Origin of the sequence: Gloeocapsopsis crepidinum LEGE 06123, from assembly GCF_015207655.1 — a bacterium.
GTDB lineage: Bacteria > Cyanobacteriota > Cyanobacteriia > Cyanobacteriales > Chroococcidiopsidaceae > Gloeocapsopsis > Gloeocapsopsis crepidinum.
In genome coordinates, this window is record NZ_JADEWN010000026.1 from 13931 (window position 1) to 40837 (window position 26907).

The following is a 26907-nucleotide window of genomic DNA, read 5'->3' on the forward strand; positions in this document are numbered from 1 at the left end:
AATTTTGAATTATAAATAATGAATGGGATTAACTCAAAACTTTTGAAGCAGCAAACATCATGACAGCAGAAAGAGTCATTTCCCAAGACGTTGAAGCGACCGTTCGACAGCACCAGGAGCATGACGCAGCAGGAAACAGTAAGTTTGGCTTTATCGTGTTTTTGCTCTCGGAAAGTGTCATCTTCCTGAGCTTCTTTACGGGTTACATTGTCTACAAAACCACCAATCCTGACTGGTATCCACCAGGTGTGACTGGTTTGGAAACCAGAGAGCCACTGATTAATACGCTTGTGTTGGTATCGAGTAGTTTTGTCATCTACGTGGCTGAGCGTTATTTACACGATAAAAAACTGTGGGGGTTTCGGATATTTCTGCTAGCAACAATGGCAATGGGGGGATACTTCTTGCTTGGGCAGGCAGTGGAATGGAGCAGTTTACCGTTTGGATTTAAAGACGGTTTGTTCGGGGGCATGTTCTATTTACTGACCGGATTTCATGGTCTGCATGTCCTCACAGGCATTCTACTGCAAACATTGATGCTGGGGCGATCGTTTATCTCCGGTAACTACGACAACGGTTTCTTTGGTGTTGAAGCAACGTCTTTATTCTGGCACTTTGTTGATGTCATTTGGATTGTGTTATACACGCTAATTTATGTTTGGCAGTGAGGAAGGCAGGAGGCAGGAGATTAGGTATGGGATTTGAGTTTGTTGAGGGTTGCGACTAGAAGTCTTTGCATTTGTTCGATATCGCTTAGGAGAGCAGTGAATTTTGATGCTTCAGCTAGATTAACTTGTTGAGCGATGACCAATTAGTGTATCGAGTTCTCGCAACGAACCCAGAGCAATATGTAGAAACTGGATATACGTCGCGCTTTGTTTTTCTACCATATCCCTCTGCAATGTTAGATGCAACTGAAACAGATGCTCGTCTAATTTGACTCGTTAAACCATAAATTTCTGAGCGCGGAAAACCTTGCGTCAGCTGGTAACACTTAACAGCTAACTCCACTCCCTTCCTCCAAATAAACTGCTCCCTATGACTCATCACTAATATCCAACATATCTAATAGCACCTTATTTCTAATAATTCCCACTATCCTCCAATATCTACTCTCTACCTTCTACTACCCTCTACCCTTCTTCCCCCTAACAGGAGATTTCTATGATCGTTGACGACCAATACTATGACGTAATTATTGTTGGCACGGGTGCAGGCGGTGGAACCCTGGCGCGAAAGCTAGCACCAACTGGTAAAAAGATCTTGCTGGTAGAGAGGGGAGAACTGATCTATCGCGAAAGCTCAGAGTTGGTCGATACAGAAATTTTTAAGAAAGAACAATTTCATGCGCCTGAATCCTGGTACGACAATACAGGAGAGCCATTTTATCCGCAAACATATTACGCCGTTGGTGGCAATACAAAAATCTGGAGTGGCGTTCTGCAGCGCATGCGCGAACGTGACTTTGAGGAAGTGCAGCATCAAGGAGGAATTTCTCCCGCATGGGCGCTGAAATATCATGACTTTGAGCCTTACTACACAGAAGCCGAGAAGTTGTATCAAGTACACGGTAAAGTCGAAGATGACCCCACTGAGCCGCCCCGTAGCGAAGCGTATCCTTTTCCAGAAGTTGCCCATGAGCCGATGGTGCAACGCATTGGCGACGCCCTTTCTCAGCAGGGTTTGCATCCTGTTCATTTGCCTTTAGGGTTGGGTAATCGCGGTAGAACTGATGCTGAGGACACCGGAGTTAGCCCAGTCCTCAACAACGAAAACGTGACGCTCAAAACCTCTGCTCAGGTTGTTTGTCTGCATACCAATCCATCAGGCTCAGGGATCAAAGCAGTTCAAGCAAAAATTGGGGAACAGTCCTATTTGTTTTTAGGCGACATTGTGGTTCTTGCCTGTGGTGCTGTGAACTCGGCAGCCTTGCTGCTGCGGTCTGCCAACGAAAAACATCCCAACGGAATTGCGAACGGCTCTAATCAGGTGGGGCGCAATTTGATGAAACAACTGCTGTCGGTTGTGGTGCAGTTAACCTCTACCGCTAATTCTGGGTCATTCTCCCGCACAATGGGGCTAAATGATTTTTATTGGGGAGACAAGGATTTTCCGTATCCGATGGGTCACGTACAAAACTCTGGTGGCATTTTTCAAGATGTGATTTTTGCCGAAGCACCACCGATTTTATCGGCATTATCTAGGCTGATGCCAAATTTTGGCTTGCGGCAGTTGGCAACCCATTCAATCGGTTGGTGGCTGAAAACGGAAGACTTGCCCCATCCCAACAATCGCGTTCGCTATGTGGGAGACAAACTGCGAATTGATTACACCGCGAATAATGTAGAAGCGCACGATCGCTTGGTATATCGTTGGGTTGATGTATTGAAAAGCGTCGAGCAGTCTCAACCCAATATATTTAACCGCGCAACCCATCCTCGCAGCGATATGCCTGTACAGGTTATTGCTCATCAGTGCGGCACTTGTCGATTTGGAGAAGATCCGGCGACTTCTGTGTTGGATCTGAACTGTCGTGCCCACGAAGTGCATAATCTCTATGTTGTAGACAGCAGTTTTTTCCCATCTCATGCCAGTGTTAGTCCTGGTTTAACTGTCATTGCCAATGCTTTGCGGGTAGGCGATCGCTTAATCGAGCAGTTGAAGTAATACCTATTTTCACTTCCTAAATTCTCCAAAACCTCTCGTTTGGAGGTAGATCTCAACGTCAAAAATGGTAACAGTATATTAAGAACATTAAAATAAGGCATTGAAAACTATATGGCAAACTCCAGCCTAGCAGAAATTTCCGCACAGTTAGAAAGTCCAAATTCGCGCGATCGCATGTTGGCGCTTGCATCGTTGCGCGATGTTTCTCCAGCCGATGCTGTCCCTCTGATTAAAAAAGTCTTAGAAGATGAAATTTTGCAAATCCGCTCAATGGCGGTGTTTGCGTTGGGAATCAAGCCAACAGATGAATGTTATCCAATCTTAGTCAAACTCTTAGAAACCGATCCTGATTACGGAATTCGTGCTGATGCAGCTGGGGCTTTGGGTTATTTAGGTGACTTGAGAGCATTTGAACCTCTAGTACGAGCATTTTATGAAGATACCGAGTGGTTAGTTCGCTTTAGTGCGGCGGTATCGCTAGGGAATTTAAAAGATTCTCGCGCCCATGAAGTGCTGTTGCAAGCCTTAGACAGTGATGAAGTTGTGTTACAGCAAGCAGCGATCGCTGCTTTAGGTGAAATTAAAGACATTGAATCAGTCGATCATATTCTGCGTTTTGCCCAATCAGAAGACTGGTTGACGAGACAACGCTTGGCTGAAGCTTTGAGTCAGTTACCTAGTGACAAGAGCGTATCTGCACTAAAATATCTAGAAAAAGATAGCCACCCTAATGTTGCAGCAGCAGCAAAAATTGCTCTAGAACGCCTTAACCAAGCTTCTACTTGATTTGAAACACTCCAGCAAGCTGCTAACTTAGGAAATAGGTTTAAATGCAGGATAAATTAATGGATATTCAAGAATTTTTTGAGCAAAGTGCTGGCAAATGGTTTTCACATCGCACAAGTCATCACTTAGCTTTTAAACAATCTGAGTCGGGAAAATCTGACATCACAATTGAAACATTACCAAACGATCACCCAGAAGTGATTAAACTTTGCGAACAGTATGAGGTCGATCCTGCACAAGCAAGTTGTGGTGCGCGTGTTAGCTGGAATGGCACAATGGAATGGGATGAAGAAAAACACGTTGGTTCTACGGTTTTAGTTTCAGTTCCCGATCCTGAAAATCCCCAACAAGGTAAGCTACTCCGCGAGATTGGTTACGCCGAGAAAGTTCCTGTTGCAGGGCGTTATATGATGGGTGACGATGGGGCGTTAACCCTAATAACAGAATACGAAACGATGTCTTCTGAAGAACGGCTATGGTTTGCCAGTCCCAATTTGCGGATGCGAGTCAGCGTCTTAAAGCGCTTTGGTGGCTTTAGCATGGCGTCGTTTACTTCTGAGATTCGTATGGGTGGTGCGAAGCCTGCTTCTCAAGAAACTGAAACATCAAGTGTATCAACTTGAAGCTTGGCGAATGAATTCGCTAGCTAAACAAACCATATCCACCAATTTTTAGAGTTATGAGTTATGAGTGCTGAGTTATGAGTTATGAAGAGTCTCTTAATTCAAAACGTGCTAAGGCACCGCTACGCTAACAAAACTCAAAACTATGCCTGAGTAGCCCCGACTTTAGTCGGAAGGCAAGGATTCTGATTGCTTGTTTTTTGCACTGCGGGAAATTGCTTTGAGTTTTGCGTGAAAGTCTGAAGTGGTAGCTTCTGGTGGAGTAAATCGCACAATCGGCGAGTAGTTGCTGCTTGTGGGCGATCGCACTTCATGGGTGGATCTACTCACATGGGGTGTAATGGTTGTAGGCTTAACTACCATAACTGATGAGTTTTGGAGTGGATTAGCTGCGGCAACAAAATGCATTTGCTCGTAGTGCGTGCTATTGTCTGTAGATTCGAGTTCAACAAGTGTATCAGGTAAGTTAGCACAGACAAGACGCTCGAAGTCATGGGTGAAATGATGTAGTGCATCACCCCGACGTTGCCATACTGCCAAAATTTGATCGATAGAAACTGCTTTGTAACGTCCGCGATACAAGGCTTCAATGACCGCAGCACGTACCCATTTTTCTGGGTAATTATGGAACCACTGAGCAATTAATTCACTGCTTGTATAGCCTCCTAAATCAAAGCTGTAGTGAATTAACAACGCGGTCACTAATTCAGCGGTCATGTTTGTACCTAATTGATTCATCAGACCCCATGAAAGTGTCAAGCTAGATGAGAGTGTAATCTTTAAAGTTGATTGGTGCAGCAGCATTGACTAATGCTAGCAAAGGACCATCTTGTTCTTGTCCATTAACGGCTAAATCGCTGTGACATAAATAAACTCTCTCTTCTACTCTAGAAAGTAAATCTTGCAAAATTCGTTGTAGTCTTTGCCAGTCAGCATTGATGGTATCTTCGGCTGTCCAACCACGTGCATAGCGATCGTGCAGAAACAATGGCGCACCAAATAATGTTGCTGCACCACCACTCAACCACAGCGGCGAACCGGCATCAAGCCAAAATTGCCAGCGATGACATTTTCGACTCGAACGGTATTGAAAAATTGTTGCTAATGTAACAGCACGACTCATTGGACCAATTGGACGTACAGGATAGGGATTGGCAGTAATAGTTCCGCTTTGCAAAAGTTGAACGAATTGTGCTGTAGCTTGGGGCGGAGATTCCGTTGCTTCGGTCTGCCGACGAGTATCAACTTCCCAGTAGTGTTGCGCAGTTTCTAAAAGTTCTCGCAGGGCGGCTAATTGTTCGTAGGGTAAATTGCTACCATTCCATAAAAACCTCTGAATAGCGCGATCTAACAGGGAAATTGGGCTAGGAATTAATCGTTGTTCTTGCTGCGATCGCTGTAATTCGATCCATTGCACGATTTCTTCATAAGCTGTCGTCGCAGCATATCCCAAGCGATCCCAGCGATCGTATGCTGTTACTGGTAATAAATTAGGTTGTTCTGGATGCGGCGCATAGCAATAATCGGCAATTAATCCTGCCCGTACTAAATCTATATTAGGAATGAGCGATGACTCCTGGCGGTTTCTACTCAATACAACCAGCATCTCAGCTACCGCATTGCGATCTACCAAGCGTCCTAAACCAGGATAGACAAAGCTTAATAGCGTCAGTAAGGCACGAATAATTGGATAACTCACCAGTGGACGCTGATCGTTCAACGGGGCTACAGGAATTCCCTGTTTGGTTAGCAATTCTATAAGTGTATACCGCGCGATCGCGTCTAAACCTGGAGCAATAACAGCGATTTCTTGCGGTTGAATTTGGTGCGATCGCACTGCTTGGGTAATGACTTCGGCTGTTTGTTGTAATAAGTCACGCCGAGAAGTTGTTTGAATGGACTGAAATTCACTTGGTAGCGATATGACTCCAGCTGTGTTATCGAGTAATTCGCCAACTGGAAGTGATAAGGTATTGGCAAGGCAATTTAGGAGTGGCTGTGGTAAAAGCTCTACACGACAGCGATCGCGTAAACCTGCCATATAATCGGGATCGGCACCTAATCCTAAACGTACGCGACCATCGGGATTATAAGTAAATGCGCCAACAACTTTGCGACCGAGCAAAAAGTCAAAGAAATCGCGCATAATTCCTGGATAGTCATCAACGTCATCGGCAAGAACTGCTTGATAACGGCGCAGTAGATGTTGTTGATAGTTGCTATCGGGTAACAAATGTTGATAATACAGCTCAGTAATGATGCCATAAGTCAATAATCCACGTTCTAGACACCAATTTCGCCATTGCAACAGCATTGTCTCTAGTAAAGGCGTTTCCACGATTCCTGTCGTAGTGACTTCTGCTGCGCCAAAACTGCGTTCCAACAAAGGCGCAATTTCTGCGATCGGCGTTCCACTATAAGCTGCAAGTTGCAAAATATCGAGGATACGACGAATTAACCGATACTCATTTACATCCGTACGGCGTAATTCACTGTCAAAATGCGATCGCCACAAGTGGGTAGCTAACTCTTGTTCTGTTTCTGGACGCAATCGCACGGGAAACTGTGCTCTTAAGTTGAGGATCTGAATCAGGAGAGGCCAAAATAACATCACCTCATCTTGCAAAAAACCCAAAGGTGTCTTAGCGCGAACAGGATATTTTCCTGCAGTGGCACTGACAATTCTTTCTGCTAGTTCTCGACGATTCTCATCGTTTGCCGCTAAACACAATAGGGCTGGCGCTGTTTGATACTTGCTTAAGTATTCTTGACTATTTACAGCATTACGCTGCCTACGGGTATCAGATTGCCCGTTAGTCTTGTCTACCCAGGTGCAAAACTGCGCTATCAAGCGAGCCGACTTACCGCTACGACTCGAACCTTCAATCCAAACCGAATCTGAAAGCACTAACTGTAACCTCTGAGATTTGTTAAGATACCTCGTACATTGATTAACTAATAAAAATTACTATACAAGGCTGGATAACTGCCTGCCATGAAAAGGTCTATTCCCCAACAAGTTTACTCGTTCTTAGTAAAAGCACAACAGTGGTATTTGGATACGCCAGAGAGATCTTTAGAGGAAGCATATAAAGCAGCCTTATTAATTAAGGCAATGGAAGATGAACACTTTAATGGACAAAAGATAGCACCAAATCCGAATTATGGTAGCAGTGCGATCGCCTATTTTCAATCAGAACTTAAAAAACACTTAAAAACTATCCGAATGCGATTGACAGAGTTTAAGGCAAGTCGTTCTTGGATAAATCCTGATTACCAAAATATTACTAAAATCACTAAAAACGATGGCACATTTACTGATAAAGACTCCTTTGCAATTCAAAAAAGAAATAATCAATCACGGATTTTAGAGAAACTTCGGTTTATTGATGATATTCTCGCTAAGTACGATCCAGAAGTGTCTGTCGATGCTGTTGTTGTTACCGAGAATCCTATTGTTTCTTCCGAACTAGCACCACCGATTGCGCCTAACGCTGTTGTTAAGAATACTAGCACTAGTAAGAAACCAAAAACTAAGGCTGAAACAACAAGTGTACTACCACGGTCTATTCTTAGTACTATTAATCGTCTTAAAGTCGAATTAGATCCTCGCGCCGAAACTGAAGTCGTCAAAAATTTTCGTAATTCACAAAGACGAACATTTATTTCTATTAGATTAATTCTTTTACTAATTATAGTACCTTTTCTGACTCAACAGTTATCAAAGAATTTGATTATTAGTCCAATAGTCGAACACTTTCGTAACTCCCAAGAAGTTATTATCTTTCTTAATCCTGAGATGGAAGAAAGAGCCTTAATTGAAATGCAAAGGTTTGAAGAACAGCTTAAATTTAGAAATCTTTTGAATGAAGAAATGCAGCTTTCTCCTATCCAAATTGAACAACAAATGCATGAGAAAGTTAGAGAACTTGTTGAACACTTTCGTCAAGAAAGTTCCAATGCAGTCAAAAATGTATTTGCTGATTTATTATCTGTAGGAGCTTTTACATGGTTAATTGTCACAAGTAGAAAAGAGTTAGAAGTCCTTAAAGAATTTATGGATAATGTTGTTTATGGATTGAGTGATAGTGCTAAGGCATTTATTATTATTCTATTTACAGATATTTTTGTCGGATTTCACTCAACACACGGCTGGGAGGTTTTATTAGGAACTGCGTCGCGTCATTTTGGTTTACCTGAAAATAGAGATTTTATTTTCTTATTTATTGCAACATTTCCAGTCATTTTGGATGCTGTGTTTAAGTATTGGATTTTCCGCTACTTAAATCGGATTTCACCATCAGCCGTTGCAACTTATCGTAATATGAATGAGTAGGCTTAAGGGCTAGAAGAGGAGTGAGTGAATAGAGTGACTAGTGACTAGCAATTAGCAACCAACCAGCAGAACGATGCTGAAAGTTTGATTATTTAACCGGAGATGATATTAAATATTCCCTCTTCTTTCTCGTTCTTGTAGTCGTTCTAAAAAAGCTTCTAAAGAACGCTTGCGTGCCAAAAGATATTGCATTTTTTGGAAACGGGCAACTGCAAGACTTACACTAGCTAACTGTTCGACAGGACAAGGATAAGACCACTTTTGACCAAAGGTATCGACACCACAAAGGCGATAGCCTGGACGAGGTGATTCACAGGTAACTTCACTTTGATTGAACTTATAAGTCTCTTTTATATAGTCTATAGTCATAACTTCTGGTGCAGAATTTTGAGACTGCGACTCTAGCCAACCATCAACAATTGGTCCTTCCTGATAAAGATCTTTAATTTGTTGGACAATTTGCCGAATTTGGTTTTTGCACGTAGCCGCATCCATTTTTGGTTTGGGTAGAAATCGCCTGTAAGTTGAGTGATTGGTTTTGCGATCGCTGTTACTAGTACTAATAAACTGAGGTAACTGTGGTTCTCTATAGGTTTGATCTGAAGCTGAGAACGAGTCGTCAACTTGTGCAGAGTGATGTGCAGACATTTGTTGCTTCGTCTTGTCGCTGCGAATTTTAAAAGAATAGCTGTGATTCAACGCAGTATCTTGAGGTGAAGCAGAAGTGCTGATAATTTTTGCCTGGTGCCGATTTGGCTCTAATTTTCGTAGTTTTGGCTTCATAGTCTCCATCCGAGGAATCAGCAGCTTGTTTATTTTTAATGTTAAAAATGCAGTTATTGAAGAAACTCCTCAAGTATCGCATTTCTAGTCATGATACTGGTGGTAATTTTATCTGTTAGCAGCAGTTAGTACCAAAAATCAGGACAAAATATTGTATGACTTGGAATAGGTAAGGGTGACTTTGAGCAAAGTAATTCTTGTAACAGGACCAGCAAAATCGGGTAAAAGTGAATGGGCTGAAAACTTGGCTACTCAGACGGGTAAACCTGTCATTTATGTCGCAACCGCATTAACTGACGAAAATGATATTGAATGGCTGTCTCGAATCGAACAACACCGCCAGCGCCGCCCTAAAGCTTGGGTAACATGGGAAATTCCACTGCAATTAGTTGATGCAATTACGACGTCTCAAGATAGTTGTCTTTTAATTGATTCATTAGGTACTTGGGTAGCTAATTTGCTAGAGCAAGATCAGAGTAACTGGGAGCATACTATACAAAACTTGTGCTCAGGGTTGCAAGATGCTGAGCAGGATGTGATTCTGGTAGCAGAAGAAGTAGGGTGGGGGCTAGTTCCAGCTTATCCTGTTGGGAGAACTTTCCGCGATCGCCTAGGTCATTTAGTGCGTCGAATTGCAGCGATCGCTGATGTTGTTTACTTGGTTGCTGGCGGCTATGTACTGAATCTTACAGAGTTAGGTTCTCCTTTACCATCACATCAGGACTATGGAACTCTTAACGACCAAGTTTAGCTTTTCTTCATAGCCATTTATCTAGGTAATTTGTCACTATTGAGTAGTAGATCAGTATATTTGTATAATCCCTCGTCCCTCGCCCCTATCTTTGTTATGGCATCAGAACAAGAAGTGAGACAATATCTTGCCTACTGGTTTCAACTAGGTAAGAGAGTTATAGTAAACAACACTCAACAAGTTATCAAGCCAAAACTTGTGATTCAAAGCGGTCAGTATAGCCAAGAATTTGAAAATTGTTGGCAACAACTAAAAGCATTGGATTTAAATGAATCCTACCTAGAAGGTACAGAACAATCGATTGCTGAACTACTGACGCCTGCTTGGGAGATGAATTCCTGCGCCCGTTGTGCTATGCCTGTACCAATTCCTAGTGTAGGAGTTCCTTCACTGTCTTGTCCCTGTAATGATTTACCGACTTGGCCTAACACTGAAGTTCCTGCACCGCGATCGCCTGTTAATTCACAAGCACAACTTGCAGATATTCGCGATCGCCTTCTTGGTATTCCTAATCAAGGTAACTAGCAAAAATATTTTATGTCTGTGTTGACAATACCAGTACTTGTTTGCGTAGGTTTATATAAATCAAATATGACTGGGGTGGGGTAGGCAAGATGCCTGCCCTGCCTGTTATTGATATGACGGTTTGCAGTTTTCTGCAATTAACCTGTCTCATTAATGAACGCACATTAGCACTTTACACTAGTGCAGATATCAGTTGCTTTCAATTACTTTAGAAGAATGCTTGAGTAATGTACTAATTATTCGTCTATGAGCTAACGCTATAAAGATAGAAAATTAGCGTTTTGCAAGCTTTGTATATTCTTCTATTTATTGCTGTATCAATTGTGACTTTTCAAGATATTGTTTTGTCACTACTTTATTTTAGTAGTGCCATCTGGTTAATTGCATCTTACTTGAAAACTCAAAAAGCTTTGCAGTGGTGGTCTTACAGTCAATCAATTAAGCTTGCTAATGAAGCTGAACAAATTAGGGGCAGTTTACTACAAGAATCATGCTGTATGCGCCGTAGTATCGAGCGCTCAATTACTGAACTAGGAACTGCTAAAAGTAGTCGAGAGTGGATACAAACTGTTGAACTGCTACATCATTCTTTAGCTCATTTAGGCGATCGCCTTGCTCCTCCTCATATAGAATACAGTCTACCCTTAGCCATTGAATTCCTGATCGAATCGTGGCAAGCAAAAAACACTCAACTTAACATTAAGTCACAACTACCAAAGGTGTGGCGGGACGAAATCCCCGATCGCAGCATCATTATTCTCCAAATATTAGACGAATTACTGAGAATGCTCTCAGTAAAAAATTTAACAAAAATTTCACTAGAAATTAGCTTGATTCCACTACAATACGAACTCAATGAGCTAGCGATTGCAATTTCCTACCCTGATGTTCAAACATTTCTACTTTGTTCCAATTTAAAAGAACTGAAGTATCTTAAACAAACCTTTAGCTTCCTCACTTCTGGACAGTGCTTCTGTCGCAGAAAAAATCTCACCGAAACGTTATATTTTCGCTGGCGATCGCCTAAAAGGAGTTAAGCTATGAGCAATAATTTATTACAGCAAAAGCAAAAAATTCTTGTTATTGACGATCACGAAACTGTGCTTAATGGAACAATTTATGCTCTCAAACAACACTATCCAGAAGCAGAAATTCGCACAGCACAAACTGCACAACAATTACTAGAACAATTACCCAGTTTCAAACCCGATCTTGTGGTCATGGATCTTTCGATTCCAGAAAAGGTGGGGGAACATGATAAATCTGATGTAGGTATTCAACTACTCAAGACATTAATGCAGCAATATCCTACACTGAATTTTACAGTCCAAAGTAGTTATATGAAAGCTTTAGTACGCATCAAACCTGCCATTGATGCTCATCAAGGAGGCTTCACTGTAGCAGATAAAAGTCTTTCTACCAAAGAAATGTTAAAGCGAGTGGACTGGGCTTTACAAGGTTTGACCTATACGAAAGACTTAAAAGCTATACATAGTGGATTAGAAATTAAACAAGACTGGCTGACACTATTGCAACTCGCCTTTGAAGAAGAATTACAAGATAAGGAAATTGCCAAACGAATGTTGGTATCAGATCGTACTGTGCGCCACTACTGGACGAAAGTTCAAGACGTACTTGATGTCTATCCTGATGAAGGCAAAAAGAATATCCGCATTCAAACTGAAAAACGTGCCAGAGAAGCAGGATTAATTGATTAATCGGTAATTAGCATTTAGCAGTTAGCAATTAAATTATAGCTAATAAAAAAAATGAATACTGAGTCGGGTAGGCATCTTGCCTGCCTACACACATTTTATGAAGTTAACTTATCACTATGCAGAATTATACATGGTGAATTGTGAATGGGATCAACTCAAAACTCAAAACTTGGAAGAAAGGTAGAGTTCAGTGAAACGCGCTGTTTGGCAAAAAATTCTTGATACATATGCACGCTGGCAAATTGGTGCGCTACCAGGATTCACTTTTTTGGGATTAATCATTTTTGTACGTTTAACAGGGTTTTTTCAATATCACGAGTGGTTAGTTTTTGATAGTTTCCTGCGTTGGCGTCCAACAGAAGAAGTTGATGACCGAATTACAATCATTGGTATTAATGAAGCAGATATCCAAAGCTTAAAAGCATACCCAATTCCCGATCGCGAACTGGCTTTATTAATTGATACATTACAAGAATATCAACCAAGAGCAATTGGTTTAGATATTGTAAGAGATCACCCTGTTGAACCAGGTCATCAGGAACTCACTGCTGTATTTGAGAAGAGTAAAAACCTTTTTGTCGTTGAGAAGGTACTACCAGAGACAATTGCACCACCAATCATATCTACAGTGCAGATTGGGTTTATTGATGCGGTGTTTGATAATGATGGACGTTTGCGGCGTAGCTTGCTAGGAATGCCAAATCCACAAGATCGTCAAGACTATAAGCACTCATTAACTCTACGTCTAGCAACAGCTTATTTAGCTTCTGAAGGGATAAGTTTAGAAAACGGCATTCGCGATGTGAAAACAATGCGGTTTGGTGCGGTTGAACTGCCGCAAATACATCCGTATTCTGGTGGATATGTCAGAACAGATGCAGGTGGACTGCAAATTCTACTGAACTATCGTAATAGTCAAAACCCATTTCATTCCTTATCTCTTAATGATGTCAAAAGTAGGAATTTTGACCCTGCGTGGTTGCGCGATCGCATCATTATTATCGGCATGACTACTCCTAGTGCCAAAGATGTTTTCAATATTACGGCGATCGCCAGCAGTCATTCCGCACCTGGAGAGATTTATGGAGTCGAGGTTCAAGCCCATGCGGTGAGTCAAATTATTAGTACAGTCCTTGATGGGCGATCGCTTATTTGGACTTGGGCAGATGGATGGGAATATTTATGGATTATGGGCTGGGGTATTGTCGGCATTATCTTAGGATGGCTGCCACTTGCACCACACAAAAACTTTATCGGTGTTGGGATAGCAAGCATTTGTCTTGTGGGTGCGAGTTATGTACTGTTGATATGGTGGGGGTTGTGGATTCCTGTTGTTCCTACAGTACTTGTTTTAGTTCTAAATGGTGTAGGACTCACGGCTTTCTATCAATACGACCGCGCGATGCGATCGCGCCTGAATGAACGTCAATCAACAATTAATCACACTTATACTACTATCCACAATGGACCTTTACAAACGCTGAAATTACTTATTAAACAATCTCGCGATCGCGAGATACATCAAGATGAATTAATCTCGAAATTGACACAGATTGATAGTGAATTAAGGGAAGTTTACGAATCTCTTGAAAGAGAAGTTCAAACCCAAGAACACAGTTTACGTATTGGCAGTGGGCAAGAAATTAACTTAAATGCCCCTTTACACGAAACTTTATACCAAGTTTACAGCCAAACTCTCGAACGTGACTTTCCCTGCTACAGAACACTTCAACTGAAGATACCCAACTTTGAACCAATTGACGAACGACATCTTAGCATTGAGCAAAAACGTAGCCTGTGTCAATTTTTGGAAGAAGCTTTATGCAACGTTGGTAAACACGCCAAGGGAGTTACCCGCTTAAGAACTGATTGTCTGCAAAAAGAAGATCAATGTATTGTGCGTGTCAAAGACAACGGTTCAAATTCCAGTGTATCTTCTGAAGGTCGCGGAACCAAACAAGCAATGCAGCTTGCCCGACAACTACGCGGAAAGTTTCACCGCCAATCATCTCCTGAGGGTACAATATGTGAATTAACTTGGCGTACTAAAAAGTCTTGGTTTAGTTAAAGTTATGAGGGGGTAAGGTATGCCTTACCCGTATGTGTTGAGTTAAGAAAATTCTTTTAATAATTGCCTCCGGCACCTTTGTTCGCTTTCCAAAACTCTTTCACTCTTCTACTTGCCACTAAGTTCACTCACTCCTCGCAAGAGTGCTCCTCACCCCTCTTCTAGCCACTAGCCACTTAAGTCTCATTTTGTATTTTTCTGTCATTGCGTTAGCTCGAATCTGCTATTTCTTTAACATAAAGCACCGATGAAATTGAAATATTTCTCTCATATTGTGAAACTGAAGCGTTGAAGAATCTATTATGTTAAGCAAACTTACTAAAATTCTCACAAAACGCATTGATAGCAAGTTAGTCACAAGTTGTATTTTGGTTTACTCTTTAGTTCTAGGTAACACTGTTCTTGCTGAATACAGACCACCTGCTGACCAAAAACCTCCCACAACTAGGACAACTAGTACAGTGACGAGAACAGGGGGATGTCGCGGAGATAAACAAACAACATTAACAGCCCTTGCGCCTCAAAAGCATACCGGACAAACAGTTTCTTCTCATCCAACTTTTGCGTGGTTTGTACCTGATACAGAATCTTATCCGCTTGAATTTCGGCTTTATAGATATGAAGTAAGCGGCGATCGCACACTCATCCAAAAGATTCAATTACAAAGCGATCGCGGGATCATGTCCTTTTCTCTACCACTTGATACACCACTGGTAGCTGGACAAAGATATCATTGGCAAGTTGTTCTCTTGTGCAATCCAAATCGTCCTTCTAGCGCTTTAGTCACAGGTGCAGATCTCGATGTTGTCGCAACACCACATGAGTTGGCAAGCAAACTGGCAACAACTAATATCCCACAACAAAGATCCCATCTCTACGCAAGTGCAGGTTTATGGTACGACGCCCTAAGTACAGCTTTAACTGCTACAAATACGCAACAAAGGCTTGAGCTAGATTTATTAGAAGATTTAGCTAAGTTAGAAGATATTAGTGATGCACACACAGTCAAATACAGTAGTCGCATCAGACCTATTATCGAGCTAGAACGACAACAAAATACATCGTACTTGTATTAAGCTGTCTGAGGGCAGGCAAGATACCTACCCCACATTTTATGAGTATGTATCAGAATTAACTACAACCAATTGCCAATGAGAATAAATGGTGCCCAGTAAGCTGGATGAGTATATATACCACCTTGTTCAATCAGTGATAATTGGGCTGTTTGTAAAGCTTGTGCTTTGCTCATTCTAGACTCTTTCAAGCTTTCATAAAATTGTGCGGCTACTTGTGCAGTTGCAGCGTCTTCAATCGACCATAGCGATGCTAAAGCACTTTTGGCACCTGCTTGGACTGCAACCCCTGCAAGACCTAAAGCAGCGCGATCGTCTCCGATCGCAGTTTGACAAGCCGTTAAAGTCAAAAGTTCAATAGGTTCTGTGCTTTTGGTAGTACTGCGGATCAGCCTATCAAGTTCGGTAATTGTTAGCTTCTCCTGATTTCCAGTGACAAGAAACGTATTTTCTGGAACAGTACCAAATACTCCATGAGTAGCAATATGAATAATTGGATAAGTGTTGCTACTCAACTCTTGTTGCAAGCGCGTACGGTTAAACTCTTCGTTTAATAAAGGTGTGCTGCCTTTTAAATGTTCTTGAACTTCACCAATTTCTTGTTGGACATAGGGTAGTGGGGCAAATTCTTGACCGTCAATTTCAACTCTTTCGGTTAATCCTAACGCAAGTGCGCGTAAATTTTGTGGATTAGAGGCTTTCAACTCAGTTAAGCTTAAACCAGGAGTTGTGGCCACAGCATATTTTTGAATTAAAAACTTCTCTCCATCATGCAACGCAGCCATTGGCACACTACGTAAAATTCCATCCTGAATAAAAACAAGTGTATCAATTTGTGCTTGTTCCAATTCAGCTGTAAAAGGACGAATTAACCAATCATAAACTTTCTGTGCAGGTTGAGGATTATAATCATCAAAAAAGCTTTCAAGTCCCAAACGAAATTCGTTGATTTCTTTTCGTAGGCTTTCGCTATCTTTATCTAACCAAGTAACTTTTTTATCACCATTGGGAAAACTAGCAATAATTGCCGTACGCTCATCTAACACCAAAGAACTAAAAATTACGGTATTTCTATCTATGCTACCGATATCTACTCCCTGTGGATTAACAACTGTTAAAGCACAGTCGTCACCAAAATAGTTTTGGAGTTCTGCAAGTTTGAGTGAATCTGCTGTTGTGAGTACGGAAGTAAGATTTTTGGTATTTGCATCTGTTGCCGATAGTAGAACAGATGGTGGAACATCATTTAGTTTCAGCGTAATTAAATCACGATAAATTGGTTCAACAGTGTCTCGAAAATCAAACTGTAAATCGCGGTTAGCTGTCAGAATTTCGTCGCGAATTGTTTCAATAGTTGTTATTGCTTTTTCATAGGCACTAATTGCTGCTGGCTTTTGATTTTGTGCTTGATAAATTCTGCCAGTTTGCCATTCCCAAAGATAAAGACTATCTTTGTCTTGTTCGGCTGCCCACCGTGCTTGTTGAGTTAGTTTTAATGCTTGTGTGTAGTCTTTACGGCATTCGTAAATATGACCAAGTTCACCAACTACAAAGGATAATGCACGATTATCTTGAGTTTTTTGGGCAATACTAGTAGCTTGTTTTAGCAATGCGATCGCATTTGGTTGAACTCCTACATTCAGGCATTCTAAAGGTGAATTTGTACTTGATTGTTGTCGTTTAGCCAGGTCAATTGCTGTATAGATTTTGTTGCGATTGTCGGGGAGTTGCTGCCATAGTACAAGTGCTTGTTGATTTGCTTGTGCGGCAGCAATAAAGTTTTCTTGCTGATAATATAATGGAATTAAATTGATATAAGCACGAGTTTGATTTACTCGATCGTTTTGTTGCTGTGCGACCTTAAGGCTATTTTGAAAAAATTCTACAGCTTTAGTAGTGTGACTTACTACTTGTTGTCGTAGTTGATTTGCTTGTTCGCTTTCCCCAAGTCTTTCAGCAGATTTTGAAGCGCGATCGCTAACTTGGGCAAGATTACTATAAGTATTACCTAAGCTATTCAAAGCAGAGATATGCAACTGAAAACTAGCGATCTCTGTAGCGATTTTTAAGCTATGTTGCAGATAGTCAATTGCTTGCAAATAATCACCACGAATGCGATAAGCTTCTCCCAAACTTCCCCAAGCTGCGGCTTCTCCTAGCAAATCTTTGTGCGATCGCGCAATACTAACTGCTGTTTGTGGAAGACATTCTTGATTTGATTGTACTGCACCACATAACAGCGCGATCGCTTGACGGTTTTGCCCCATACTGCTATAAGATTGGGCTTGTTCGGTGAGGAGTCTTCCTGTTTGTTGTCGATCAATCGGGCGATAGTAGGCGATCGCTTGTTCCCAGTATTGAATTGCTTGGTTACTTTGACCGAGTTGTTGATAAGTTCGGGCTAAATTTTCTGCTACTATTGCTACTTCTTGCTGATTATTTTTAGCTTTTTGATATAAGATTAACGCTCTTTGCCAAGGTGCGATCGCGCCGTTATAGTCTCCTGCTTGATAACGTTCAATTCCTTGCTGGACAAATTGATGTGCATAGGGTACTTGAGCAAGTAAAGGCATATTACCCCACCACAAGCAAGTTAGGCTACTCAGAAGCATAATTAATATGAAGTAATAACGAGCTTTGCGGCGTTGTCGCATTGGATATCTCCACTATTAAATTCTGATATAAAAGTGAACTTCTTTTTATTTAAGATTAAATTTGCTTGCTGTTTTTTGACGCTCGTATTATATCTATCACTAACCGATAGCTATTGATCTGCTCACTCCTTAATTTTTTATAAAAAGTATCCAAGTCAATACATCTTATGACAATTTATAGTAGGATTATTTTTTATTCACAGTTAATCAGAAACTTATTAGTATTAGGAATTATCGGAAAAATCCTCTGTGTTTTACCAGCAATAGCACAAATTGTCCCAGATGAAACGCTAGAAAGTGAAAAGTCGGTCGTTACGTCATTTGACCCTGTACCTATTGATTTCGTTACAGGCGGTGCAACTCGTGGAATCAATCTCTTTCATAGTTTCCAAGAATTCAATGTTAATGCAGGACGCCAAGCTTACTTTAGTAACCCTGCAGGAATTGAAAACATTTTAAGTCGAGTAACTGGAAAAAATCCTTCTAGTATCTTAGGGCTTCTCGGTGTACTAGGTAATGCAAATTTATTTTTAATTAATCCCAACGGAATTATTTTTGGTTCAGAGGCAATCCTGGATGTTCAAGGATCGTTTGTCACGACAACAGCAAATGCTGTTCAGTTCGGCAATCAAGGTTTTTTTAATACTGCTAATCCTACTTCTATTTCACTTCTATCAGTTAATCCTTCAGCGTTTCTTTTTAATCAAATTGCACCGAATTCCTTTATTTATCAATCGACAAGCTTTCTTCAAGTACCTGGGAGTAACAGCTTGATATTCCTAGGTGGAAATGTGACTATTGATGGTGGAAGATTGTTTGCTCCAAGCGGTCGAGTGGAGATAGGAGGATTAGCTGGAGAAGGAAAAGTAGAGTTAACGATTAATGGTGGTAATTTGGATTTGAATTTTCCTCGTGATGTAGCAAGAGCAGATGTATTACTAACAAATGCAGCAGGAATCGGTGTAGCGGGAGAAGGTGGAGGTAGTATTGAAATCAACGCTAGAGATATCAATCTTTTAGGAGCAAGTTTCTTATCAGCAGGCATACAACCTAATTTAGGATCTATTGATACTCAAGCAGGAGATATTACACTTGACGCGTCAGGGCAAGTTACTTTAGGAGAATTTAGCTTAGTTGGTAACTTTGTCACTCCCAATTCTACTGGTAGTGGTGGCAATATTTATATTAAAACTGAGTCGCTATCTATTACAGAAGGAGCGCAAATTGGTGCTGCAACTGTTGGACAAGGTGATGGAGGAAACATAAAAATTGATGCCCGCGATACTGTGACTGTTGCTGGATTTAATAACGGCGAACGTAGTGGAATTTTGAGTACTGTGAACATTGGAGCAAATGGTAATGCTGGAAGTATCAGTATTGAAACAGAAAATTTATTTTTAAACGATGGTGCGCAAGTTGTTGCCAATACTTTCGGTGAAGGAAATGCTGGCAGTATATTTGTACAAGCTGACAATGTTTCGCTGGATAACGCGAGTGGAATCTTGAGTAGTGTGTCATCAGGCGCAGTCGGTGATGGTGGTGATATCAATATTCAAACGCGATCGCTCTCTTTAACAAATGGTTCGCAAGTACAAGCAGCGGTATTTCGAGAACAAGGAGAAATTCCAGGCGGACAGGGTAAGGGAGGTAATATCAGCATTAATGCAAGTGAATCTGTAGATCTGGTTGGTATTAGTTCAGTACAACTTCCCATTACTAGCCCTTTCAATCCTTTAAAACTCTTACCAACAGAAGGATTTTCGAGTGGACTATTCACAAGTACAGAAAAAGGCGCGATTGGATCGGGTGGAAACATTACTATCAATACAAGAAGCTTGCAAGTACGCAATGGTGCGATCGTCAACGCTCAAACTCTTAACTCTAGCGATGGTGGTAATATCACACTCAATGTAAATACTTTTACCGCTACTGGTGGTGGACAAGTTTTAACAGTAAGTCGCGATCGCGGTAAAGCAGGAAATATTACCCTAACTGCAACTGATAGTATTACTTTATCTGGTAACGATCCCAGCTTTTCTGAACGATTTGAGCGCTTTGGTAGGGATGTTGTGAATAATGAAGGTTCTGCTAGTGGCTTATTTGCAAGTACAGATGCAGATTCTACAGGTAGTGGCGGTACTATTAATTTAGGCACAAGAAATTTATTTTTAAGCGATCGCGCTGAAATCTCTGCTCAAAGCCTTGGAACTGGTATAGCAGGAAATATTAGTATTCGTGCTGATGAATCTGTAGAGGCTAATAATAGTGATATTGCTACTTCTGCTAGTCAATCCATTGGTGGTGCTATCAATATTGTTGCTGGAGATATTCGCTTGCATGGTGACAGTGATATTCGTACTAATGTTGCTAGTGGGGAAGGTGGCGGAGGTAATATTGCCTTAAGTGCTAACTCTGTCTTGGCTTTTGATGTCAGCGATATTTTAGCTTTTGCCCGCGATGGTCAAGGTGGCAATATTATATTGAATACACCTGTGTTCTTTGCCGAAAACTTTCAACCTGCTGCATTTAACACTAACCCAGATAACTTAGAAGGTAACAACCGTGCTGATGTCAATGCGAGTGGTGCTGTAGCTGGAGTTGTCACAGTACCTGATGTCAGTTTTATCCAAAATAGTCTGACAGATTTGCCAGAAAACCCTATCAATACTGATACTTTAATTGCCAATAGCTGTATCGCCCGCAGTCCTCAGCAAGGAGGAAATTTCTTAGTTACAGGTGCGGGTGGCTTACCATTGCGCCCAGGAGATTCTGTATCTACATATCCTACAGGAACTGTGCGATCAATTCCTAATAATACGTCATCCCGTCCTTGGCAATTAGGCGATCCTATCGTAGAACCGCAAGGAGTCTATCGATTGGCAAATGGACGATTACTATTGAGTCGCGAGTGTTTGTAATCAGAAATTGAATATTAAATGTAGGGTAGGCATCTTGCCTGCCCACGCCCGTTAGTCATTCTTAATTTACATTTATTCTGTCGAGAATATTACGGAAGATTGCGGTAGCAATGTCTACTGACAATTAAATTTACACAAAAATACAATAATATACCTGCACTTTTTTGTATTTTTAAAATATATATACAAACTTTTAACGCTGCTTTGAGGTATGGGTAAAAAGAAAGACAAATTAATATTTATGTTCTTTAAAACCAGCTACTCGATGCAGAAGTCAAAATAATTTTATAGAGAAAACAAAAATGCTAGCTAGCTCTCGTCGAAACAGTGAGTATTTTTCTATTACTAGTGCTAATGAGTCTTTAGACAAATTACGTTCAACATCTAGAGTCATCGAATCAGGAATCTTACCAGAATTTGACGATCCACCATCAAACAATAGAACATCGTATAGTTCTAGTTTCTCAAATTCAGTCACACCACTTGCACCTGATCCTGGAAGTAGTCTGAATACAGCGTATAATCTTGGCACTCTCAATCGTCCGTTTACCCTCACTGATTTTGTCGGCAATAGTAATGTTTCTGATATTTATCGCTTTAACTTAGCAAGTAATAGTAGTTTCAACTTATCTCTAAACGGTTTAACCGCAGATGTTAATGTCGAATTGCTTAATGGTAGTGGTACGCGCATTAGATGTTCTAATGCTTCTGGCACAACATCAGAATGGATAGACAGCATCCTAAATACAGGGACTTACTATGTTAAGATCTTCCAGCACAGTGGCAACACAAACTACCGACTTAGCATATCTGCTACGCCAATTGTCAATGGTGTCCGTACTGTTTTAGGAAACTTAGGCGCAGATACATTTACTTGGCAATCTGGGTTTAATCGTACAGTTATTTCTGGCAATGGCAATGTGGATTTTGGTAGTGGAGGATTAGACACACTGAATCTTGGTCTTGCTAACATTTCCTCAACTACAACTAGATTAAATCTTGCCAATGCTAATGGAGGAGGGGTGCTTTATAACCCTGGAAACGGTGTGCGTGTATTTGATGCAATTACACTTAACAATAGCAATCAAATTCTATTTGAAGGAATTGATCGCATTCGCTTTGCAGATCGGACAATTAACCGCTTTGTCAGACCTAATGATCCTTTGTTTAATCAACAGTGGAATTTGCATATGATGGGCGTGCATAATGCTTGGCACTTTACTAAAGGTTCCACAAATGTCGTGATTGGCGTTCAAGATACAGGGTTGGGAGTTAATAACAATGGTAATATCCACCCTGAACTACGCGCAGGCAATACTATTAGATTTGGTAATAACTACCGCGATGAGTTTACAGGCGGAGACTATTACACTTCTCACGGTAGTGCAGTTCAAGGCATTATTGCAGCGAGAAGTAATAATGGCATGGGAATAAGTGGCATCAACTGGAATTCTCCTGTTCTTAATATTGATGTATTAGGCGGAGATCAAGCAGATTACAACTTAGCTGAAGCTACAAAAGTCATGATTACTCAAGCTAATAGTCGGGGGCGAAAGCTGATCGTTAATATGAGTTTGGGAGGGGGAGGTCGTGATTTTGCATTTGAGCAATTAATTGCTAACAATCAATCAAATGCTTTGTTTGTTATTTCCTCTGGTAACAGTGATATCAATAGTATTTCTTACCCTGCTAACTTAGCTTCAATTTATAGCAATGTCATCGCAGTAGGTGCTTCTTGGGGTACTCGTGATGCAAACAATAGTGCAACCACACCAGGCGATCGCATCTCATATCCCTGGTTCTGGGGTTCTCAGTATGGAACTGGACTTACCTTGATGGGACCATCAGAGGTCATTGCCCCTTATGCCGATCTCAATGGACAATTTAGCTACTGGGGAACAGGAAGCACTTCTGGGTTTAATGGTACTTCAGCCTCAGCCCCAAACATCGCAGGTGTCGCATCTTTAGTATGGAGTGCTAATCGCAATCTTTCTGCTACCCGAATCAAGCAAATATTATCACAAACAGCTTTTGATTTAGGTGCAAGAGGCTACGATCCAGTGTATGGTCATGGATTTGTGAATGCTGATGCTGCTGTCCGACGCGCAATGGCAATTGGACGAGGTACCGCATAGAATATAGAATCAAAAGCTTGTGACAATGTTGAAATTGGGAAGCGCGATCGCACTTATTAGTAGTTGCCTTTCATTCAATTTAGTGGTTCTCGCTTACTATCTTCACAACCTATTCCTACGCTACAAAATAATAATAATGTGAAATCTGGGATGAATGAACACTTTAGTCATACTCGCTACTCACTACGGCGATGAACTAAAGTTGCACTAGACTGATCTGTTGCTAAAACGACTAATTCACTGATGTTAACGTGTGGCGGGCGACTGGCACAGAACAAGACAATATCAGCAATATCTTCGGCAGTAAGAGGAGTTATTCCTTGGTAGACTTTCTTTGCTCGCTCGACATCTCCATGAAAGCGAACTTGACTAAACTCAGTTTCCACCATACCAGGATCTATCGAACTAACACGTATAGGAGTACCGAGTAAATCCATCTTTAAACCTTCTGAGAGTGCTCTTACCGCTGCTTTGGTAGCACAATAGACGCTACCACCTGGGTAAGCTTGATGTCCGGCAATTGAACCAATATTGATGATATGTCCTTGTTCGCGATTAACCATTCCTGGTACAAGTAAGCGAGTCATGTAGAGCAAACCCTTAATGTTAGTATCAATCATCTCCTCCCAGTCTTGAATATCGGCTTCGTACAGTTTGTCTAAACCTCGGCTTAAACCGGCGTTGTTAATTAAAATATCAACATTTATCCAAGGTTCAGGAAGAGATTTCAGTGCTGATTCTACTGAGGAGCGATCGCACACATCTAAGGACAAACAATGAACCTGAGTAGCTTGCTTAAGTTCACTGGCTAGTTCCTCTAAGCGCTCTAAACGACGGGCTACAAGTATCAATTTTACTTTTTCTTGAGCAAAAGCCTTAGCACAAGCTGCTCCAATTCCACTACTTGCTCCTGTAATGAGAACAATTTTGTCTTGAATTGCAGCCATATTATGTCAGTTCCATGTAGTAACTAAAAACGCCGTTCGACTCGACTATAGTCGGGGCTATATGAGCAAAGTTTCAAGAGTGTTGAATCCTAAAGAGTTTTGAGTTCTCAGTTTTGTTAGCGTAGCGGTGCGTTAGCACGTTTTGAATTGAAGTTTCTCAACTCTTTTAAACTCATAATTCAGCACTCAACACTTCACGACTCTAACTGATTCGCACTCGCTCCTAAGCCACCAACTGATTTCGGTTAGTGTAAACTTGCTGTACGTATTCTAGGTCTAGATCGCATAAGTAATCGACAACCCAGTTAGCTTGTCTTTGCAACATATGAAACGGATAAGTATTTGCTATTCCAACAACAGAAATTCCAGCACTTTTAGCTGCGGTGATTCCGGCTGGGGTATCTTCAATTGCAAGACACTCTGTAGGCTGTAATTGTAAATCGGGTTCTAGTTCGTTTAGTTTTTCTACAGCAAGGAGATAACCATCTGGTTCAGGTTTACTTGTCGTGATGTCATCGCCGGCAACAATGATAGAGAAGTATTCAGTTAAACCAAGACGATTTAAAACAAGTTCCACTTCAGAACGCAATGCGCCACTGACAACTGCTAATTTGAGATGATGCGATCGCACTTGAAAAATGAGATCTTCTAATCCTGGGTATGTTGGTAACTTTTCTAGTTTTTCTAGTTCTTGTTGATATGCTTCAGCTTTGCGTTGAATAATTCGAGTGAGATATTCATCGCTGACAACTCGACCTCGACGCTGCAATAATTCACGAATACAAGCGCGATCGCTGCGTCCTAAACAAACTTGGCGATACTCTCCTGGCTTGGGGCGCAGATTCTCTGCAATTAAAACTTGATCGATGAGTTGCTGGTGAATGGGTTCATCGTTAATAATCACACCATTGAAGTCAAACAAAATCGCTTTTAAAGTCATACTGCACTGCCTCAACTAAGCTGGAGAAGGTATCCACCCTTCAAGCGGAATGTCTTCTTCAGTGCGATCGCTAACTCTTCCCTTTTGTGTTATTGGCTTCACGCCGCGAGTGACTTGATGAATGAACCATAAATCTTTTGTTTGCACAGCCTCAAAACCTGCTGCACCCATCCAAGCATCAACACTTTCTGCTGCAAAGTCACGGATGTACGGTTCTTCAAATACATTATTGAGCCAATCTAGTTGACGGAGTGTTTTTTGATTTCCGTCTAAAATTAATACCTCGCCACCTACAGTGAGTAATCGAAAACTTTCTTGCAAAATGGTTTGAGAAACAGCTGCTGGTGTCTCGTGGAACAGTAACGAAGCTGTGACTACATCAAAACTAGCATCAGGGAATCCTGTACATTCCGCATTACCGTGCCGCCATTGAATATCTAAATTTGCAGTTTTTGCCTTATACTCCGCCATCACTAACATATACGGTGATAAATCTAAACCAATCACTTCAGAGGAAGGAAATGCCTGTTTGAGCATTAGTGTTGTTGAGCCAGTACCGCAGCCTAAATCAAGAATTCGTCGTGGATGACTTTGAATTGTGTCAATTAGTCCCTGACGTATCAGGGTTTCATTTGGTGGCAACACATATTGCGTAATCGGATCGTAGGATACCGCTGCACCAGGATTGAGATAGCCTCGCTCAATGCCGTGGAAGTTTTGACTGCTGTAGTATAAAGGTGTTTCTACATCCGCTCGCTGAAATCTTACTGCTTCTTGCTGCCAATCAATACTCTCATAAAATTGCCGCAACTCTTTTTCGTTAATGAAGGAACGGACAATAGGTGAGAGAAAACGTTCCCAAATGGTATCTTGCCTGGGCATAGGAGTTAATCTAAATAAGCGTAGATGGCGATCGCATCAAGGTTTATCCCCTTTCTTTACAAATTGTAATATATAACTGCAAAGAACTGCTCTAATTGTCAGCATAATTTCTAGCACTAATTATATAAGTTTTAGATTTTTACATGAAATATTCAACTCAATTATAAAGAGTACATTTCCTTCTTTTGGGTGATGCATTTTTTATTAACTTTACCTAACGAAAATGATACTAGTATTAACTTAAATGAAACTAGAAAATGATAAATATTATGCCTATCTAATCAGACAATAAGTTTATCATCTACTCAAAGGATCAAATCATGCTACATCGCCAAGAAACAGCAGGACTTGTTGCAATTACTCAACCTACACATTCTTGGATTGCTGGTTGTCTAGCAAGGATGTGGGAAGAACAATGTGGTTTTACTCCTAGAGAAGAAGTTTGTCTTGCAGCTGAACAGCACGATATCGGCTGGGTAGTATGGGAAACTGCACCCACTTTGAATTTTGAAACAGGCTACCCCCACAACTTCATGGAATTGCCAACTGAGATACATACGCAGATTTGGTCAGGTGCCAAAAAATTAGCGTTACCATTTGGTAGGTATGCAACCCTTCTTGTCTCACTTCATGGTACTGGACTATTTGAGCGTTTCCGTAATTGGCAAGAATCACCCGCATCTTCTCGGTTAGTTAAAGCTTATTTAGAGCAAGAATATGATTTTCAAGAACAGTTGATTGCTAACCTAAAGAACGACTCACATTATGCATCTTATGCTACTCCAGAAATTATTGATCGTAACCGTTCTCTAGTTGCGCTTTGGGATACGCTTTCGCTGACTTTATGTATGGGGCTACGCGAAGAGAGACAATTTCATCAAGTCCCTACAGTATCAGGTGAAATGACACTTACTTTAACTCCTATGGAGAATGACATAATAAAAGTAAATCCTTGGGTATTTGAACAAAATGAAGTAACCCTTGTCTATGAAGGGCGACTACTACAAGAAAAGTTTGTAGATGAAACCGCAATGCGTAATGCATTAGAAAATGCAACGTGGGTAAGTATTGTTAATAGATTAATTCCCGCTTGATCAAATT

Annotated in this window: 22 protein-coding genes; 14 read left to right on the forward strand and 8 right to left on the reverse strand. The window is 41.0% G+C overall.

Features of this window, described 5'->3' with window-relative positions:
* The first annotated feature begins 59 nt into the window (after positions 1-59).
* Positions 60-668 (forward strand): cytochrome c oxidase subunit 3, encoded by a 609-nt coding sequence (locus IQ230_RS11990; protein WP_193932225.1) that lies wholly within the window; start codon positions 60-62, stop codon positions 666-668.
* 115 nt (positions 669-783) lie between these two features.
* On the opposite strand, the gene IQ230_RS11995 is transcribed toward IQ230_RS11990, so the two are convergent.
* Complete coding sequence (locus IQ230_RS11995; RefSeq protein ID WP_228054802.1) at positions 784-1047, reverse strand: four helix bundle protein; 264 nt, start codon at positions 1045-1047, stop codon at positions 784-786.
* Between the two features lie 117 nt (positions 1048-1164).
* Between IQ230_RS11995 and IQ230_RS12000 the strand changes: the two genes are divergently transcribed.
* The 3 genes from IQ230_RS12000 to IQ230_RS12010 all read left to right on the forward strand — a co-directional run bounded on the left by IQ230_RS12000 (position 1165) and on the right by IQ230_RS12010 (position 4076).
* Positions 1165-2667, forward strand: a complete 1503-nt coding sequence (locus IQ230_RS12000) for a GMC oxidoreductase (RefSeq protein ID WP_193932226.1) — start codon at positions 1165-1167, stop codon at positions 2665-2667.
* A 111-nt stretch (positions 2668-2778) separates the two neighbouring features.
* On the forward strand, positions 2779-3453 hold the full coding sequence (locus IQ230_RS12005) for a HEAT repeat domain-containing protein (protein WP_193932227.1): 675 nt from the start codon (positions 2779-2781) through the stop codon (positions 3451-3453).
* A gap of 59 nt (positions 3454-3512) precedes the next feature.
* Positions 3513-4076 (forward strand): phycobiliprotein lyase, encoded by a 564-nt coding sequence (locus IQ230_RS12010; RefSeq protein ID WP_193932266.1) that lies wholly within the window; start codon positions 3513-3515, stop codon positions 4074-4076.
* Between the two features lie 165 nt (positions 4077-4241).
* On the opposite strand, the gene IQ230_RS12015 is transcribed toward IQ230_RS12010, so the two are convergent.
* Together IQ230_RS12015 and IQ230_RS12020 are read right to left on the reverse strand one after the other, a co-directional pair.
* Positions 4242-4793, reverse strand: coding sequence for a hypothetical protein (locus IQ230_RS12015; RefSeq protein ID WP_193932228.1), 552 nt, complete (start codon positions 4791-4793; stop codon positions 4242-4244).
* A 43-nt stretch (positions 4794-4836) separates the two neighbouring features.
* Positions 4837-6984, reverse strand: coding sequence for a PD-(D/E)XK nuclease family protein (locus IQ230_RS12020; protein WP_193932229.1), 2148 nt, complete (start codon positions 6982-6984; stop codon positions 4837-4839).
* A gap of 87 nt (positions 6985-7071) precedes the next feature.
* Between IQ230_RS12020 and IQ230_RS12025 the strand changes: the two genes are divergently transcribed.
* Positions 7072-8412 carry a proton extrusion protein PcxA gene (locus IQ230_RS12025; RefSeq protein ID WP_228054805.1) on the forward strand — a complete coding sequence of 447 codons (1341 nt, stop codon included), beginning with the start codon at positions 7072-7074 and terminating at the stop codon, positions 8410-8412.
* Positions 8413-8520: 108 nt separating this feature from the next.
* Here the strand turns inward: IQ230_RS12025 and IQ230_RS12030 are convergent, their stop codons facing one another.
* On the reverse strand, positions 8521-9195 hold the full coding sequence (locus tag IQ230_RS12030) for a hypothetical protein (RefSeq protein ID WP_193932230.1): 675 nt from the start codon (positions 9193-9195) through the stop codon (positions 8521-8523).
* 181 nt (positions 9196-9376) lie between these two features.
* Between IQ230_RS12030 and cobU the strand changes: the two genes are divergently transcribed.
* From cobU to IQ230_RS12060, 6 genes are all read left to right on the forward strand, one after another.
* Positions 9377-9946: a bifunctional adenosylcobinamide kinase/adenosylcobinamide-phosphate guanylyltransferase gene (gene cobU, locus IQ230_RS12035; protein ID WP_193932268.1), complete on the forward strand. Its 570-nt coding sequence runs from the start codon at positions 9377-9379 to the stop codon at positions 9944-9946.
* Between the two features lie 96 nt (positions 9947-10042).
* Positions 10043-10471, forward strand: a complete 429-nt coding sequence (locus tag IQ230_RS12040) for a hypothetical protein (protein WP_193932231.1) — start codon at positions 10043-10045, stop codon at positions 10469-10471.
* Between the two features lie 323 nt (positions 10472-10794).
* The gene (locus IQ230_RS12045) at positions 10795-11508 is read left to right on the forward strand and encodes a hypothetical protein (protein WP_193932232.1); all 714 of its coding nucleotides are present in this window, start codon (positions 10795-10797) and stop codon (positions 11506-11508) included.
* A 3-nt stretch (positions 11509-11511) separates the two neighbouring features.
* Complete coding sequence (locus IQ230_RS12050) at positions 11512-12189, forward strand: response regulator (protein ID WP_193932233.1); 678 nt, start codon at positions 11512-11514, stop codon at positions 12187-12189.
* A 190-nt stretch (positions 12190-12379) separates the two neighbouring features.
* The gene (locus IQ230_RS12055; RefSeq protein ID WP_193932234.1) at positions 12380-14257 is read left to right on the forward strand and encodes a sensor histidine kinase; all 1878 of its coding nucleotides are present in this window, start codon (positions 12380-12382) and stop codon (positions 14255-14257) included.
* Between the two features lie 302 nt (positions 14258-14559).
* Positions 14560-15333: a DUF928 domain-containing protein gene (locus IQ230_RS12060; RefSeq protein ID WP_193932235.1), complete on the forward strand. Its 774-nt coding sequence runs from the start codon at positions 14560-14562 to the stop codon at positions 15331-15333.
* Between the two features lie 59 nt (positions 15334-15392).
* Here the strand turns inward: IQ230_RS12060 and IQ230_RS12065 are convergent, their stop codons facing one another.
* Positions 15393-17984, reverse strand: a complete 2592-nt coding sequence (locus IQ230_RS12065; RefSeq protein WP_193932236.1) for a CHAT domain-containing protein — start codon at positions 17982-17984, stop codon at positions 15393-15395.
* 167 nt (positions 17985-18151) lie between these two features.
* Here IQ230_RS12065 and IQ230_RS12070 point away from each other — a divergent pair, with 167 nt between their 5' ends.
* Both IQ230_RS12070 and IQ230_RS12075 read left to right on the forward strand, forming a co-directional pair.
* Positions 18152-20902: a two-partner secretion domain-containing protein gene (locus IQ230_RS12070; RefSeq protein WP_193932237.1), complete on the forward strand. Its 2751-nt coding sequence runs from the start codon at positions 18152-18154 to the stop codon at positions 20900-20902.
* Positions 20903-21204: 302 nt separating this feature from the next.
* Complete coding sequence (locus IQ230_RS12075; RefSeq protein ID WP_193932238.1) at positions 21205-23037, forward strand: S8 family serine peptidase; 1833 nt, start codon at positions 21205-21207, stop codon at positions 23035-23037.
* A gap of 176 nt (positions 23038-23213) precedes the next feature.
* Here IQ230_RS12075 and IQ230_RS12080 read toward each other — a convergent pair whose 3' ends face one another.
* From IQ230_RS12080 to IQ230_RS12090, 3 genes are all read right to left on the reverse strand, one after another.
* Positions 23214-23984 carry an SDR family oxidoreductase gene (locus tag IQ230_RS12080; protein ID WP_193932239.1) on the reverse strand — a complete coding sequence of 257 codons (771 nt, stop codon included), beginning with the start codon at positions 23982-23984 and terminating at the stop codon, positions 23214-23216.
* A gap of 223 nt (positions 23985-24207) precedes the next feature.
* Entirely contained in the window at positions 24208-24924 is a 717-nt protein-coding gene (locus IQ230_RS12085; RefSeq protein ID WP_193932240.1) for an HAD family hydrolase, read from the reverse strand.
* A 15-nt stretch (positions 24925-24939) separates the two neighbouring features.
* Positions 24940-25806, reverse strand: coding sequence for a methyltransferase domain-containing protein (locus IQ230_RS12090; protein ID WP_193932241.1), 867 nt, complete (start codon positions 25804-25806; stop codon positions 24940-24942).
* Between the two features lie 320 nt (positions 25807-26126).
* Here IQ230_RS12090 and IQ230_RS12095 point away from each other — a divergent pair, with 320 nt between their 5' ends.
* Entirely contained in the window at positions 26127-26900 is a 774-nt protein-coding gene (locus IQ230_RS12095; protein WP_193932242.1) for a DUF3891 family protein, read from the forward strand.
* Positions 26901-26907: the final 7 nt, after the last annotated feature.